Here is a 15,954-nt window from a genome sequence, read left to right on the forward strand (position 1 = left end):
AGCAGCTTCTGACAGAAAAAGCGGAAATCCTGGGTAAAGAGTCCGAACTAGGAGTAACTTGGGACAGAAAAAGCAAAAATCTCTGGCTTAGTGTCCAAAAACCTGAAACAACTTCTGACAGAAAAAGCAGAAATCTCTGGCTTAATGTCCAAACCTGGAACAACTTCGGACAGAAAAAGCAGAGATTTCGACTCTAGTGTCCGAACTCGAAGCAGCTTCGGACACAGAAAGCCGAAATCCAAAACACCTGCCCGAACAAGGACACCGCATCGCAAACAAACGCAGCTTCATTTACCAGTAATAAATCCAAAAACAGAAAAGCGAGGGGAGTATATGAAAACGCAAAAGCAAGGGGAGAAAGTGGTAACAGAAAACACGAAACCAGGGATTGCCCAGCGATTTCTTAATGGAGTCGAAAAGGTCGGCAATAAGCTCCCGGATCCATTCATATTATTTGCCGGGCTCGCAGTGCTTGTTATTATTGTTTCAGCCATATTTAGCGCCTTTGGTGCTACTGTTGTCCATCCGGGATCAGGAGAGGAGCTCGAGGTTAAGAACCTGGCATCGGCAGAAGGCCTGAATTTCATCCTGACTTCCATGCTCGATAACTTCACAGGATTTGCGCCTCTTGGACTGGTTCTGTCGATGATGCTCGGTATTGGACTTGCCGAGAAAGTCGGCATGCTGGATTATGCCATTAAGAAAACGATTTTAAAATCTCCTCCTGCATTAATCACGTACACGGTTGTGTTTGTCGGAATAATGGGGAATATCGCATCAGATGCTGCGATGGTCCTGGTTCCGCCGCTTGCTGCAATGGTCTTCTACAAAATCGGCCGCAATCCGATTGCCGGTTTGGTTGCAGGGTATGCATCCGCAGGTGCGGGCTTTACAGCAAACCTGCTCGTTGCGGGGACGGACGCACTTTTGGCAGGGATTTCAACAGAAGCTGCCAAGATTATTGACGAAAATATCGTCGTTACACCAATTGATAACTGGTATTTTAATATTGTTTCCGTATTTGTTTTAACTATTGTCGGGGGACTTGTCACAACGAAGTTCATTGAACCGCGTCTTGGAGAATACAAAGGCGATGAGGTCAAAGAAGCAATTAAGGAAGATCCGCCTAATGCAGGCAAGGCATTGCGGAATGCAGCTATTGCCGGGTTCGCCTATATTGCCCTTATTGTGGGAGCGATCCTTACACCAAATAGCCCATTAACCAATGAAGATGGGGGCCTAGTTCCCTCTCCATTCCTGGATGGCATTATCCCAATTATTCTCTTTTTCTTCATCATTATTGGTACTGTTTATGGAATAACAGTTGGAAATATTAAGAGCAGTAAAGATGTTGCCAATTTTATGGCTGAATCCATGAAGGATATGGCATCTTATATTGTCTTAATCTTCGCAATCGCCCAATTTATCGCTTACTTCAGCTGGTCAAATATCGCAACCTGGGTCGCAGTTAACGGAGCAGAATTCCTGAAAGATGTAGAGTTCACCGGAATTGGCCTAATTATCGGCTACATCATTTTTACAGCTTCCCTGAACTTCCTGATCACTTCAGGTTCTGCTAAGTGGGCGCTTGAAGCACCTGTGTTTGTGCCAATGTTTATGCAGCTTGGCTATCACCCTGCATTTACACAAGTGGCTTACCGTGTAGCAGATTCATCTACGAATATCGTGACACCGATGATGCCCTATATGGTTATTGCCCTGGCGTTTATGCAGAAGTATGACAAAAAGGCGGGAATTGGAACATTCATTTCTTTAATGCTTCCGTACTCGGTTACGTTCCTGATCACTTGGATCATTATGATTTTGGTGTTCGTCTTCCTTGGAATTCCATTTGGTCCGGGAATCGGTCCGTATCTATAAAAATAGGATGTGATTAAGCAGTGAGTAATCTTGAAAATCAACTAAAAAAGTGGAGGCGAGATTTTCACCGTTATCCGGAAGGCGGATTCCTGGAAATGCGCACGGCTTCCATTGTTGCATCAATCCTGGATGAACTTGGATTCGGGCTTAAAATGGGCAGGCAGGTAATGTCCGCTGATTATGTTATGGGTAAGCCGAACCAAGAGGAAACAGCAGCACACTACCAATGGGCTCTCAAAAATGGGGCGAAAAAAGAGTACATTGAACCCTTCAAAGAGGGATACACCGGTATTGTCGCAACGATGGATACGAAAAAGGATGGCCCGACCATCGCCTTCCGTGTGGATATGGATGCATTGCCGATCCATGAATCAGAGGAAGCCAGCCATTTTCCTCAAAAAGAAGGCTTCAGCTCTTCAGTTCCAAACACCATGCACGCCTGTGGACATGATGCCCATACAGCGATCGGGCTGGGGCTGGCAAGCTTGATTGCGGAACATAAAGACAGCCTAAAGGGGAATTTCAAACTGATTTTTCAGCCTGCCGAGGAAGGTACCCGAGGGGCTCGTTCCATGGCTGAAGCCGGAGTTGTCGATGATGTAGATTATTTAATTGCCTCACATGTCGGCACAGGAGTTCCAGATGGGCACTTTGTGGCATCAAAAAACGGATTTTTAGCCACGTCAAAGCTTGATGTAACGTTTAAAGGAGTTTCATCTCACGCAGGAGGAAATCCGGAGGAAGGGAAAAATGCCCTTCTGGCAGCTGCTTCTGCCGCTATAAATATTTATGCTATTCCGCGCCATTCAGAAGGGGCAACCCGCATAAACGCAGGTGAATTGCATGCAGGCTCAGGCCGCAACATTATCGCAGATAAAGCGGTTCTGAAAATTGAGACACGCGGGGAAACGACAAAAATTAACGAATATGTCAAAGCCCAGGCTGAGGCTGTTGTCGCAGGATCTGCCCAAATGTATGGAGTAGAGTATGAGATCCAGACTGTGGGAGAAGCCATTAGTGCTCAAGAATCAAAAGAGCTGGCTACCGTCCTCCATGCCTGTGCACAAGAAGCCTCTTATATAAAAGAGTGCATTCTTGAAGACGATTCACCTGCAGGCTCTGAGGACGCAACCTTTTTTATTGAACGTGTTCAGCAATCTGGAGGGCAGGCCACTTACTGCATTTTCGGGACAGAACTGGCAGCTGGCCATCATAACGAAAAGTTTGATATCAAGGAAGACACGATGTTGAATGCCGTCAAGCTGCTGTTTGAAGCACTCAAAAAATTACAATAAGGGACTGATGAGGCAGAGCAATCTGCCTCATTTTCTTCATGATATTCGAGGAGGAGTATTGAGAATGAAAGAATGGCTTGATAAGTACCTGAAAGAATTGAACTTAACTGACAGTATGAACCAGACTGATGGGTTCTGCAGACTAGGCTACACGGAAGAAGAATGGAGGTCCATTGATGTATTTGTTTCTCTTGCAGAGGATATGGGGCTCAAAATTCGAAGAGATGAAGCGGGAAATGCGATTGCCCGCTGGGAAACTGAAGATTCTTCTCCTGCAGTTGCTGTAGGCTCTCATGTGGATACGGTGAAAGGCGGAGGGGGCTATGATGGAGTGGCTGGCGTCCTTTGCGGTCTGGCAGCCGTGAAGTCTTTAAAGGATGAAGGGTTTCAGCCTGCTGCCCCAATAGAGGTCATTTGCTTTGCTTCTGAAGAATCAGCCCGCTTCGGCGTATCGACCATCGGCAGTAAGGCTATGAGCGGACTTCTTAATAAAAAAGAAGTGGAATATGTATCAGATGAAAATGGTATTACCATCCGCCAGGCAATCGAGGACATGGGGCTGTCATGGGATGCAATAGATGCAGCTGAACGGCCTGAGTCTGATTTAAAAAGCTTTATTGAGCTTCACATTGAGCAGAGAACGAGGGTGGAGGATGCAGGTGCAGACTTTGGAGCAGTTACGGCAGTTGCCTGTCCTATTCGCTTAAAGGTCATCATCAATGGTCAAATGGGGCACACAGGGACGACCCCAATGGGCAAACGAAAGGATGCTTTTGTCGCGGCGGCACCTCTCGTTACGTTTATATCCGAGAAGGCTCTTGCTTTATCGGCTTCAAGTTCCGTGCCGATTGTGGCAACTGCAAGCACTTTTGAACTAAAGCCTAACGCCATGAATGTGATTCCAGGAACGGTAGAGCTTGGGATTGATATCCGCAGTGTGGACGATTCACTGAAAAAAGAAATGGAGAAGCTAATTCGTGAGAAATGTGATCAGCTTTCAGAATCCTTTGATGTTAAAATAGAAGTAAAAACGCTTGTTCATAATCCATCCATTCAGCTGGATGAGGCAGTGATGCGAAAATTGCAGCATTCAGGCGAATCGTTAGGGTATAAAGCATTGGTGCTTGAAAGCGGTGCAGGGCATGATGTCATGAATATGGTGGCCAAATGGCCTTCAGGGCTTTTATTTATACCATGCAAAAATGGCCTCAGCCATCATCCCGAGGAATTTGCAGCGCTTGAAGATCTGGAAATGGGTACAAAGATTATTGCCCAATATTTAAAAATGGAAACAAGCAGATAAAGAAGAAGCGGGTGGAAAGTAATGAAGATTCGCGTTGGGGTAGTGGGGCCGGAAGACTCCGTTGGACACATTCTTGCCTTGTCGCGTGAATACAGCGAGCTTGAAATGATTCCATATATTTATAAGGAAACAAAAGAAACAGAAAACATCATCAGGGACCATAAGGCGGAAATCGATTTATGGTTTTTCTCCGGACAGGCTCCTTATTATTACGCACGTTCAAAAGGGCTGATCGGTGAAGAAAATGCCCAATTTCCCCCTCTGTATGGCTCCAGCCTTCTGGGCACACTCCTTGAAGCTCATATCAGGGAGGGCGGATTTCAGCAGGCAAGCTTGGACACCATCCAGGAATCCGAGTTGGATATACTTAAGAACACATACTTTTTAGGAGACTTAAACGTTCATACTTTCTCCTACCATGAATACGAGCCGGCAGAAGAAATCATCAGCTTTCATCAAAAGCTTTATGAGGAAGGAAAAACGGAGGTCGCCTTAACATGTGTTCAGGAAGTTCATGATCGGCTCAGGGCGCTGGGAATCCCCTGTTACCGGGTGGTTCCGTCTCCTGTCGCAATCAAACTGGTGCTCAGCTATTTGAGGGAAAGAGGACAGTCCAATTGGTATAAACGCTCGCAGATAGCGATTATGGGCATGGAAGTCGTCCATTCTGCAAATTCACTGGAAGAGCAGCATTTTACTTACGAAATGAAGCGGCATGAGCTGGAAATGAAGCAGGTCCTGCTTGATTATGCCGAGAAGGTCCAGGGCTCGTTTGTGCAGATCGGAGATGGTCTATTTTTTATCTATACAACCCGTGGCGAAATGGACATGCATTTTCAGGGAGATTCCATGTATTCTCTTATAGAAGAAGCGAAATCCCACAGCAAGCTGAAGGTAAGAATCGGTGTGGGTTATGGACTGACGGCATATGATGCAGAGCAGAATGTCAGGCTGGCCCTTCAGTATGCAAGGGACCAAAAGGCCTCCCCTGTAATAAGCATTGATGAAAATAAGGAAATAAAGGAACACCTTTCAGAAAGCGGCAATGAGGCGATTGCCTATCAGCAGCGAATATGGGGAGAGGAATGGGAAGAACGATTTAAGGAAGCGAAAATCAATCCGGCAATCGTATCGAAAATCGATTACCTCTCAAGGCATTACAAAAAGAAGATTGTCACTGCGCAGGAAGTTTCCAGGTGGCTCAAAAATACGGAGCGCAACTCGAGAAGAATTATGGCGGAACTTGAGAGGCTCGGTCTCGCGAAAGTAACGGGTGAAGAACAGCCCGGGCAGCGAGGTCGGCCGCGGAAGGTTTATGAGTTGAGGTTTTAGAGTACAGGAGCTTAAACTGGAGATCCAGTGGGGGGTATAAATATAAAAATGAACCGCTGATAACTATATCGGCGGTTTTTTATTTACAGAATAAAAAAACCAATTGAAATTTAATAGAGAAACACTTAAATGAACAGAGATGAGAGTTTAAAGTCCTAATTTCCTGAAAATTCGACTTTTAAATTAGTTAGTTAAAGAACTAATGTGCTATAGTTAATTTAGTAACAGGTCATAATAGTTAGCTATAAAATAGCAATGGAGGTCTACACTTGTTAACAAATCATCTCGATTTTCGTCTTGAGCCGAAGGTAAGGGAATTGTATGAAGAGCACAAAAAACGGGCTGAAAAAATAGATTGGGGCTACCACGAATTTCTTCCATGGGATAAAGCACAGGATTTTAGGCGTGTACCTTGGGATGAAAGCCAGGTGACGCTACCGGAGCCAGTCATTACCGCTGTGGAGACAGCTCTTTTGACAGAAGTGAATCTCCCATGGTTCACCTCTTATTTGGACCAGACATTTAAAGGGTCATTGAATGTTATTAAGGAATTTGTGCATACCTGGACAGCGGAAGAGGATCAGCACTCCAACCTGCTTGAAACCTATCTGTTAATCACACGGAATGTCCATCCGGGCAGGCTTCACCAGCTGCATAAGCAGACAGTCGAAAACGGCTGGAATCCCGATTTCCATACGCCGTTTGAAACAATGGTTTATACGTCCATGCAGGAGCTGGCCACCATGGTGTTCTACTATAATGTGGCAAAAGTAGCAGGTCCTCATGATAAGGATTTGTCCACCCTGCTGAGGCGTTTGGCCAAGGATGAGACCCTTCATTATGCTTTTTACAGAGACGTTATAAAACATCACCTGCAATTAGAGCCTAACTATTGCTACTATCTCGCGAATGTCATCATGAACTTTAAAATGCCGGGTGCTGTCATGCCGGATTTTGAAAACCGTATGGCGATCATCGCAAAAGAAGCCAACTATGGCCCACTCGAGTATTTTGATCAGGTTCTCGATGTCATTATCGACTATTGGGAAGTGGAAAAACTGCGGCCAATCGCACCTGAAGCAGAAAAAGCAAGACTCGATATCCTAAACTATCATGCCCGCCTCAAAAAGGTCCGGGATCGATTTTACAGCAAGAAATAACTGGTAGAACCGGCGCGTTGGCTGGTTCTTTTTTGTTGGTTGGAAAGACTATCGAATTGTGAACGCTGCAAATAGAATCTGGATTTTTGCAAATAGAAATGTGAACTTGCAAATAGAGTGTCTCATTCTGCAAATAGTCGGGTGAAACTTGCAAATAGGAAGCAAAACCTGCAAATAGCACACCATTGTCTAATTAATGGAACCGGCGCGTTGGCTGGTTGTTGGGAAAGAACCAAATTGTGAACGCTGCAAATAGAATCAGGATTTCTGCAAATAGCAATGTGAACCTGCAAATAGAGTGTCTCATTCTGCAAATAGTCGAGTGAAACTGACAAATAGAAAGCAAAACCTGCAAATAGCACAGCATTGTCTAATTAATGGAACCGGCGCGTTGGCTGGTTGTTGGGAAAGACTTAAATTGTGAACGCTGCAAATAGAATCTGGATTTCTGCAAATAGAATTGCAAACTTGCAAATAGAGTGCCACCTTCCGCAAATAGTCGAGCAAAACTGACAAATAGAAAGCAAAACCTGCAAATAGCACAGCATTGTCTAATTAATGGAACCGGCGCGTTGGCTGGTTGTTGGGAAAGACTCAAATTGTGAACGCTGCAAATAGAATCTGGATTTCTGCAAATAGAATTGCAAACTTGCAAATAGAGTGCCACCTTCCGCAAATAGTCGAGCAAAACTTACAAATAGGAAGCAAAACCTGCAAATAGCACAGCATTGTCTAATTAATGGAACCGGCGCGTTGGCTGGTTGTTGGGAAAAACTCAAATTGTGAACGCTGCAAATAGAATCTAGATTTTTGCAAATAGAATTGCAAACTTGTAAATAGAGTGCCACCTTCCGCAAATAGTCGAGCAAAACTTGCAAATAGAAAGCAAAACCTGCAAATAGCACACTCCATTTCCACTAAAAAACTCCCCACTGCTAGTTTTGCAGCCCGCTTAATCGGGAATTTACCTCAATAAAACCAGTTGGAGGTAACCATTATGCTTCAATTCATAGAATCCCGCTCACCATCTACTATCGCCATCGCATTTAATGGCAATGCAAGAAAGGAAGATGCTGAAAAACTGGATCAATACGTGAGAGAAAATTTTAAAGATGACCAGAAATTCAATATCCTCGCCATCATGACGGATGTAGACGGGACAACTTTCCAGGGTGCCACGGAAGGAGTGGAGTTTGATATAAAAAGATGGAAGCAGTTTAATAAATTCGCTGTTGTCAGTGATAAAGACTGGATTGGCACTGTTTCAAAGGTTACGAACTATTTGCCGGGGATCACGGTTGAATACTTTGAAGGTCATCAGCTGGAAGAAGCTTGGTCTTGGATATTGAAATAGCCTATTAAGGGCTATTTTCTTTTTATCGCAGAATAAATCTAGTTCTCATGAATGGCTCAGGATGACTGGGCCATTTAGCAGAAGAAGCCACGGAAATGGGAATCAAGGTTGGGCAGCCCATTTGTTCTGACACCGATTCAAGAAAATAGAAAATACCGTGTTTGTGACACGGTCTATTTGCGGAATTCTCTTTCTATTTGCAGGATTGGTCAGTCTATTTGCAGGTTCACCGGGTCTATTTGCAAAATAAGCTTCTCAATTCGCAGATTTCCCTGTTCTATTAGTAATGTTCACACTCACACATCACAGCTGTCAAACTCCGAAACTATCTTTTGAAAAGTGTTATTTTGTATTAAAACGGCATCATCTGCCGTGCTGGATTGTCCTATTTGCAGGATGCTCATCTCTATTTGCAGGATCCCCCTCTCTATTTGCAGAATTAGCCATTCTATTTGCAAATTCCCCCGGTCTATTTGCAAAAAGGCTTCCCTATTTGCAAATTCCCCCGGTCTATTTGCAAAAAAGCTTCCCTATTTGCAAATTCCCAACTCTATTAGTAATGATCACACACTCAAAGAGCAAGCAACATCCAACCTGTCCCCAAGCAACGCTTCCGGCAACTATTGATCTGTCAGCCATTTATTGAAATCAATCAAACGTTTGATTGAATTATCACCTGAAAACAAATAAATATTTTAACAATTTATAATTTTATGTTGAATTCACAGCGCTTACATTGTATATTGAATACGTATTCAAAAACTAGAAATTTCAGAAAGATGGTGAGCGATTGGAGAGAATAGCTGTCCTTGGATGCGGCACGATGGGCCATTCAATTGCGCTTAATGCGGCTTGGGCCGGACTGAGCGTAACCATGCAGGGCATCAGTGACAACGACCTGGAACAGGGCTGGACCAATATGCTGAAGAAGCTTGAGGTTATGCTCAATAACGGTATTTTATCCGAATCGGAAGCTGGCCACATTAAGGAAAATATTAAAATGACTGTCTCTGTTGAAGAAGCAGTTCAGGGTGCTACTTTCGTGATTGAAGCTGTACCGGAAAACATTCAGTTAAAGATTGACTTATTTAAGCGTCTCGACACTCTATGTGCTCCCGATGTCATTCTTGCAAGCAATACTTCCGGACTTAGTCCAACGGAGATTGCTTCAGAGACTGCTCACCCGGAGCGTACGGTAGTGACACACTTCTGGAATCCGGCTCATCTGATTCCGCTTGTCGAAGTTGTCCGCGGTGAGAAGACCGGCGATGAAGCAGTGGAAAGGTCCTTTCAGCTGTTAAAGCAAATGAAGAAAAAGCCGATTGAAGTGAAAAAAGAGATTCCCGGTTTTGTCGGCAATCGCCTTCAATATGCCCTATTCCGTGAAGCCCAGTACCTTTTGGAGGAAGGCATCGCGAGTAAAGAAGATATTGATGATGCCGTTACTTACGGAATTGGACGCAGGCTGCCGGTTTCAGGCCCGCTGATGACGGCCGATATGGGCGGGCTGGATGTATTCTCCGCTATCTCGGATTATCTGTTCCGGCATTTGTCCAGTGCAGAGCAATCTTTGCCGGCACTAAAAAAGCTTGTGTCTGAACAGAAGCTCGGCGATAAAACGGGTGAAGGCTACTACAAGTGGGATGAGGCATTTTCCAAAGAATACAATCAGAAAAGGGAAGCTGAGCTGATCCGCTTCTTAAAGAAGGATCTGGGAATCCCTGAGGGAGAAATGGTATGAGAAACTTTCCGGATCTTAAGAATAAATCCGTTATCGTGACTGGAGGAAGCAAAGGAATTGGCAGAGATATCGCCATTTCCTTTGCCGAAAACGGTGCGAAGGTTGTGATCGTGGGGAGAGATGAAGAGGCACTCCGCCAGACAGCCGATGAGCTGAAAAAAATTAATACTAATAGCTATTATGTTTCCGCTGATTTGAACAATGTCTCAGAGATTAAAAGAATGACAGAAGCAGCAGTGGATTATATGGGCTCACTCGATGTGCTGATCAATAACGCCGGAATTAACAGGGCCAAGCCTGCCATGGAAGTGACGGAAGAGGATTGGGATCTGACGCTAGACACCAATTTGAAGGCGGCGTTTTTCTGCAGCCAGAAAGCAGCCGAGTATATGATCCATAATCAATCCGGCAAGATTGTCAACATTGCTTCCCAGATGGCGTTTGTCGGCTACTATAAACGGGCGGCCTATTGTGCAAGCAAGGGAGGCATGGTGCAGCTGACGAAAGCACTTGCGGTGGAATGGGCATCATATGGAATCAATGTAAACGCGGTGGCTCCAACCTTTATCGAAACCGAGCTGACTTCAAAGATGTTTGAGGACAAGGAATTTGAAAAGGAAGTCTATGGAAGAATTCCGCTTGGAAAACTTGCAGATCCAGGAGATGTTTCCGCAGCTACCCTATTCCTGTCTTCCAATCTATCAAAGTTTATTACAGGCGATACGATAAAAGTAGATGGCGGATGGACAGCCATTTAATTTTGCGGATGTTTGCATACGTATTCAAAAAATAAAAACAGGAGTGATATTTAAATGGCAACTTTCCTAAAACAGGGCAAAAATGATCAAGAGGTACAGGAAGCAGATGTGAAAGTAAGAGAATCGGTAAGCGCCATTCTTAAAAATATTGAAGAAAACGGAGATGAAGAAGTTCGCAAGCTTTCCGAGCAATTTGATAAATGGTCTCCGGAGCAATTCAGATTAACTGACGAGCAAATCCAGGAAATCGTATCATCTGTACCCGAACAAACAATCAATGACATTAAATTTGCACAGGAACAAATTCGCAATTTCGCCGAGCATCAAAAAGCAGCACTGCAGGACATTGAAGTAGAAACTTTGCCTGGCGTGTTTCTTGGACACAAAAATATTCCGGTAAACAGCGTCGGCTGCTATATTCCCGGCGGACGATACCCGATGGTTGCTTCCTCCCACATGAGTGTTCTCACTGCTAAGGTGGCAGGCGTTAAGCGCGTGATTGCCTGCACACCTCCGATTAAAGGAGAAATTCCTTCGGCAACCGTAGCCGCGATGCACCTTGCAGGCGCTGACGAGATTTACCTGCTCGGTGGAATCCAGGCGATGGGTGCGATGGCCATCGGGACAGAAACGATCGAGCCAGTTGATATGCTTGTTGGACCTGGAAATGCGTTTGTAGCGGAAGCGAAGCGCCAATTATACGGAAGAGTAGGAATCGACCTGTTTGCTGGCCCGACTGAGGTTTTGGTCATTGCGGATGAAACATCCGATGCTGAAATCATTGCAACCGATCTATTGGGGCAGGCAGAGCATGGACCTAACTCTCCGGCATGCCTGATTACAACTTCAGAGAAACTGGCGAACGAAACAGTGGCAGAAATCGAACGCCAGCTGGAGACTCTTCCAACAGCAGAGGTTGCAGGGGCTGCATGGAAGGATTATGGTTCTATCATTCTTGTAGACAGCCTGGAGGAAGCTGTAGTGGAGGCGGATAAACTGGCTTATGAGCATGTGGAAATTTTAACGGAAGATCCGAATTACTTTCTTGAAAACATGACAAACTACGGTGCACTTTTCCTGGGGCCAGAAACAAATGTGGCTTACGGGGATAAAGTAATCGGTACGAACCACACGCTTCCGACGAAAAAGGCAGCCCGCTACACTGGCGGCCTATGGGTTGGCAAATTCCTGAAAACATGCACATACCAGAGAACAACTCCGGAGGCGAGCGCAAAAATCGGTGAATATGCATCCCGTCTATGCGACCTTGAGGGCTTTAAAGGACACCAGGCCCAGGCTGACCTTCGTGTGAAGCGCTACAGCAGTCTCGTGAAGTAAGCAAAATCTGTTATAATTTCTCTGTCTAGATCAAGGCAGGAGGAACACGCGTTGAAAAATAAAAAAGTGACAGCCATGGATGTCGCCCGATTGGCAGGCGTTTCGCAATCGAGCGTATCCCGGGCTTTTAGTGAAAATTCAAGTATCGCACCTAAAAAGAAAAAACTGATTTTGGATGCTGCCGAACAGCTTGGATATCAGCCGAATGCCATAGCACGGGGCCTGATCACGAATCAGTCCCGCATTATTGGAGTTGTTATGCGGAATATCCAGAACCCTTTTTATCCGGAAATCCTCGATAAATTTTACAGCAGGCTGGCCGAAAAAGGGTACAAGGTTATGTTCATCAACTCCCAGAATAACGAGATCCAAGAGGATGAAGTGAGCCATTTAATTGAATACAGCGTTGAGGGAGCCATCATTACAGATGCGCTTTTGACCTCATCGACTGTACAGAAGTTTACCCGCAATGGCATCTCGGTCGTCCTGTTTAACCGATATGTGAACGATTCCTTAAGCAGTGCTGTTGTATGCGATAACTTTGCTGCCGGGAAAAAGATTGGGCACTACCTGATAGAAAAAGGACATGAAAATCTCGCCTTTATCTCCGGACCGATGAATACATCAACAACAGTTGATCGAAAAAATGGCTTCCAGGAAGCTTTAGCAGAGCACGGCATCTCTTCCTTTTTAACCGAAAACGGCCTTTATTCATATGAAGGGGGATTTGCTGCTGCCAGAAATCTGCTGGAACAGGATAAAAAGATAGATGCCATCTTCTGTGCAAATGATATATCTGCTTTTGGCGCCATGGATTATCTGAAAAAACAGGGCGTCAGAGTCCCTGAGGATATCTCTATTGTAGGCTTTGACAATGTGGCGATGTCAGATTGGTCATCTTATGAATTAACCACCTGGCACCAGCCGATTGACGAAATGGTCGATTATTCGATTAATCTTCTTTTGGAGCATATTAAAGGGGATACGGACACCCCTGAAATCCAAAGATTAAAAGGTCATTTGGTGGAAAGAGGATCAGTAGCGGACAGAAGGTAATGGAGAGAAGGTGTGGGTTTTCGGGATAGGAGGCATTTTATGCTAAGTATGATCGGATTGCTAGGGGGCATCGGGCTTCTCATCTATTTGACGATGAGAGGGATGAACCTGCTGCTTGCTGCCCCCCTTTCAGCTTTTATTGTTGCAATATTCAGTGGATTGCCGATTTTTCCTCAGCTGGCAGGCGAGGGAGAGGTCAATTTTCTGACCAATTATATGGACGGATTTGCCGGATTTATTACATCCTGGTATTTGATGTTCTTATTCGGGGCCATTTTCGGAAAACTTATGGAAGACAGCGGAGCAGCGGACAGTGTTTCCAAATGGATAATCGATAAAATTGGTATGAAACGGGCAGCATTAGCTGTTGTTATTGCCTGTGCGGTCTTAACCTATGGCGGCGTAAGTCTGTTTGTTGTTGCCTTTTCTGTCTATCCAATGGCATTGAGCCTATTTAAGGAAGCCAACCTGCCAAGAAGGTTCATTCCGGCAGCTCTTGCCTTCGGTTCGACTACATTTACAATGACATCAGCCGGCTCCCCGGAAATCCAAAACTGGATTCCGATTGAGTTCCTGGGCACTTCCCCATATGCTGCCTGGGAAGTCAGCTTAATTGTCGCTGTCTTTATGATGGCATTTGGATACTGGTGGCTGAAGAAAATGATTAACAAGGCGATTAACAATGGAGAAAAATTTGAGGCAAGAGAAACAGATTCTGCACTAATCCGTGAAAACTTGCCGAACCCATTATTAAGCATGGTACCGCTTTTGGTCGTCCTTGTGATTTCATTTATTTTTCATGACTCATTAGCACAGTCAGCCTTAATTATTGCCTTATTGAGCGGCTGCTTTGCAACCTACTTTCTTAATCTTAAGTATTTCACAAATGTATGGGGGGCTGTATCTGAAGGAACCATTGGCGCATTGATTGCCATTGCTAATACATCTGCAGTAGTTGGCTTTGGCGGTGTGGCTAAAGCAACCCCTGCCTTTGCAAGTGCGGTTGATGCCATGACCAGCATTCCGGGCAGCCCATTAATCGGGGGAGCCCTGGCTGTAGCCGTCATTGCCGGCCTGACCGGATCTGCTTCCGGCGGCCAATCGATTGCTTTGCCGCTTCTGGCTCCGCATTATCTGGATATGGGTGTCAATGCAAGTGAACTTCACCGTGTGGTAGCAATATCATCCGGATCAATTGATTCCCTGCCGCATGGCGGTTACGTTGTGACAACCATCCGGGCAATCTGCGGCGAGTCCCATAAGGATGCATACCCGGCATTTGGCGCATTGACTGTGATTGTGCCGATACTTGGTGTTATTTTAGCGGTCATTTTATTTTCAGTTTTCTAAATGGCTTTAGCAGAAAGGCAGAGGGGTTTAAGACATAAGGGTTCCGTTTTGCGGTCCTATTCTAAAAAATATGCAACGAAATGACAGACTTATGACATCCCAAATGGCATATAAAAAAGCAAAACTCGCCCCGAAACTGGGCGAGTTTTTTTATAAATTCCGGTTCTTTTTAAACTAAAGCCCCCGTTTATTTAATAGCAATAGGTAAGACTTTGATGTAATCTCCATCTTTTCCCCTGCTCCACACCCAACGTGCGATTTTCACCGCATTAGGCGTTCCATCTTATTCTTTTAGACTAAAGCAATTAAATTACAAACTTTACGGAATTGGTTTAGTTTCTTCAGTTGTTTTCCATCCAATTGAAGAATGTTCCTATATCGTTCAATCGTCGTTTCATTAGTAGCATGGATTAATCTATGTACATCTTCATGTACGATTACAAGATTGCTAAATTCATCTGTCCCCCCCATATGTCGGGGTAACTTATGGTGACAGTGCAGCTTATCGGATGTCAAAAATTCCCCTGTTACAGCACATTTTCCTAGTTGCATAGAGTACCTTGAAATTTTGTTATCTGCAAATTCTAAGTTGTCTTTACCGTAAGGTATTTGTAACATCTTGTTTATTTCTATGGCAATGTCAGCCCTAAGATTTTGATGAAGTTTAAGCCTTCCTTCTTTTGTATAGTCACATATATCTTGACTGAAGTTCATGGCATTACTTGTTTGTGTATCTCCGAAGAGAAATAAATGCAAACCAGCAATTTTATATGTTTTGAAATTATTCTTATGAAGTCTCTTGTATGTTTCCGATGGATTAATGGGTTTTCCATATTTCCCAATTGATTTTAGACGATTATACATGGTTTTCGTTAGACGATAGGCTATTTTTCCAAAGTCAATATTTACATGAGTTGCAATTTTAAAGTAATTTTTTATTCCGAGAATATAAGAGTTATAATCCAAAACAGTTTTTGGCGTTGGCTTATTTTGAATCTCGCGAATTAAATATCTAAGTTTATCTAGTATGTTTTTCTTCTTTTTATCCATAATATGTGTATTGGCTACATATTTATTACGCTTGGATACTGCTTTAATAGAAAAACCTAGAAAATCAGATTTTCTCTTTCTTAGATTAGTAATCGCTGATTTCTCGGAAGATACATCAAGGTTTAATTGATTTTTTAGGTATTCTTTGGTGGCGTGATGTATTCTTATAGCTGATTCATGAGAATTTGTGAAAATCTTGAAGTCATCCACATATCTGATGATATACATTTGTTTGAGATTCGTTTTCTTTAACGCTCTAGTCTTACTATTAGGTGCATAAGAATGTTTTAGTTTTAAGCATTCCCATTGGTTAGCTATCCACCAATCTAAATCATT

General features: G+C 44.1%; 12 protein-coding genes. 11 read left to right on the top strand and 1 reads right to left on the bottom strand.

Going from position 1 to position 15,954, the window contains the following annotated elements; all coding sequences use genetic code 11:
* The first annotated feature begins 333 nt into the window (after positions 1-333).
* From M3205_RS17230 to M3205_RS17280, 11 genes are all read left to right on the top strand, one after another.
* Positions 334-1,881 (top strand): AbgT family transporter, encoded by a 1,548-nt coding sequence (locus tag M3205_RS17230; RefSeq protein ID WP_251171053.1) that lies wholly within the window; start codon positions 334-336, stop codon positions 1,879-1,881.
* A gap of 20 nt (positions 1,882-1,901) precedes the next feature.
* On the top strand, positions 1,902-3,176 hold the full coding sequence (locus M3205_RS17235; protein WP_251171054.1) for a M20 family metallo-hydrolase: 1,275 nt from the start codon (positions 1,902-1,904) through the stop codon (positions 3,174-3,176).
* Positions 3,177-3,240: 64 nt separating this feature from the next.
* Positions 3,241-4,479, top strand: coding sequence for a M20 family metallo-hydrolase (locus M3205_RS17240; RefSeq protein ID WP_251171055.1), 1,239 nt, complete (start codon positions 3,241-3,243; stop codon positions 4,477-4,479).
* Positions 4,480-4,500: 21 nt separating this feature from the next.
* Positions 4,501-5,811, top strand: coding sequence for a helix-turn-helix domain-containing protein (locus tag M3205_RS17245; RefSeq protein WP_251171056.1), 1,311 nt, complete (start codon positions 4,501-4,503; stop codon positions 5,809-5,811).
* A 269-nt stretch (positions 5,812-6,080) separates the two neighbouring features.
* Complete coding sequence (locus tag M3205_RS17250; protein WP_251171057.1) at positions 6,081-6,971, top strand: acyl-ACP desaturase; 891 nt, start codon at positions 6,081-6,083, stop codon at positions 6,969-6,971.
* A 997-nt stretch (positions 6,972-7,968) separates the two neighbouring features.
* Entirely contained in the window at positions 7,969-8,325 is a 357-nt protein-coding gene (locus tag M3205_RS17255) for a SpoIIAA family protein (RefSeq protein WP_251171058.1), read from the top strand.
* Positions 8,326-9,115: 790 nt separating this feature from the next.
* Positions 9,116-10,066 (top strand): 3-hydroxyacyl-CoA dehydrogenase family protein, encoded by a 951-nt coding sequence (locus M3205_RS17260; RefSeq protein WP_251171059.1) that lies wholly within the window; start codon positions 9,116-9,118, stop codon positions 10,064-10,066.
* Positions 10,063-10,824 carry an SDR family NAD(P)-dependent oxidoreductase gene (locus M3205_RS17265; RefSeq protein WP_251171060.1) on the top strand — a complete coding sequence of 254 codons (762 nt, stop codon included), beginning with the start codon at positions 10,063-10,065 and terminating at the stop codon, positions 10,822-10,824. Before M3205_RS17260 ends, M3205_RS17265 begins: the two co-directional genes overlap by 4 nt.
* Positions 10,825-10,878: 54 nt before the next feature.
* A complete protein-coding gene (hisD, locus tag M3205_RS17270; RefSeq protein WP_251171061.1) occupies positions 10,879-12,162 on the top strand; it encodes a histidinol dehydrogenase in 1,284 nt (427 codons plus the stop codon).
* Positions 12,163-12,213: 51 nt separating this feature from the next.
* The gene (locus M3205_RS17275; protein WP_251171062.1) at positions 12,214-13,218 is read left to right on the top strand and encodes a LacI family DNA-binding transcriptional regulator; all 1,005 of its coding nucleotides are present in this window, start codon (positions 12,214-12,216) and stop codon (positions 13,216-13,218) included.
* A 39-nt stretch (positions 13,219-13,257) separates the two neighbouring features.
* On the top strand, positions 13,258-14,568 hold the full coding sequence (locus M3205_RS17280; RefSeq protein ID WP_251171063.1) for a GntP family permease: 1,311 nt from the start codon (positions 13,258-13,260) through the stop codon (positions 14,566-14,568).
* Positions 14,569-14,859: 291 nt separating this feature from the next.
* On the opposite strand, the gene M3205_RS17285 is transcribed toward M3205_RS17280, so the two are convergent.
* Positions 14,860-15,954, bottom strand: a 1,095-nt coding sequence (locus tag M3205_RS17285; protein ID WP_251171064.1) for a reverse transcriptase domain-containing protein, incomplete at its 5' end; no start/stop codon positions are given.

This window comes from Cytobacillus firmus, from assembly GCF_023715565.1.
Taxonomy (GTDB): domain Bacteria; phylum Bacillota; class Bacilli; order Bacillales; family Cytobacillaceae; genus Cytobacillus; species Cytobacillus firmus_C.

Bases quoted from the DNA above. Each gene is read 5' to 3' on its own strand.
- hisD (WP_251171061.1), top strand. From the start codon at position 10,879: ATGGCAACTTTCCTAAAACAGGGCAAAAATGATCAAGAGGTACAGGAA.
- M3205_RS17255 (WP_251171058.1), top strand. From the start codon at position 7,969: ATGCTTCAATTCATAGAATCCCGCTCACCATCTACTATCGCCATCGCA.
- M3205_RS17245 (WP_251171056.1), top strand. From the start codon at position 4,501: ATGAAGATTCGCGTTGGGGTAGTGGGGCCGGAAGACTCCGTTGGACAC.
- M3205_RS17265 (WP_251171060.1), top strand. From the start codon at position 10,063: ATGAGAAACTTTCCGGATCTTAAGAATAAATCCGTTATCGTGACTGGA.
- M3205_RS17280 (WP_251171063.1), top strand. From the start codon at position 13,258: ATGCTAAGTATGATCGGATTGCTAGGGGGCATCGGGCTTCTCATCTAT.
- M3205_RS17240 (WP_251171055.1), top strand. From the start codon at position 3,241: ATGAAAGAATGGCTTGATAAGTACCTGAAAGAATTGAACTTAACTGAC.
- M3205_RS17230 (WP_251171053.1), top strand. From the start codon at position 334: ATGAAAACGCAAAAGCAAGGGGAGAAAGTGGTAACAGAAAACACGAAA.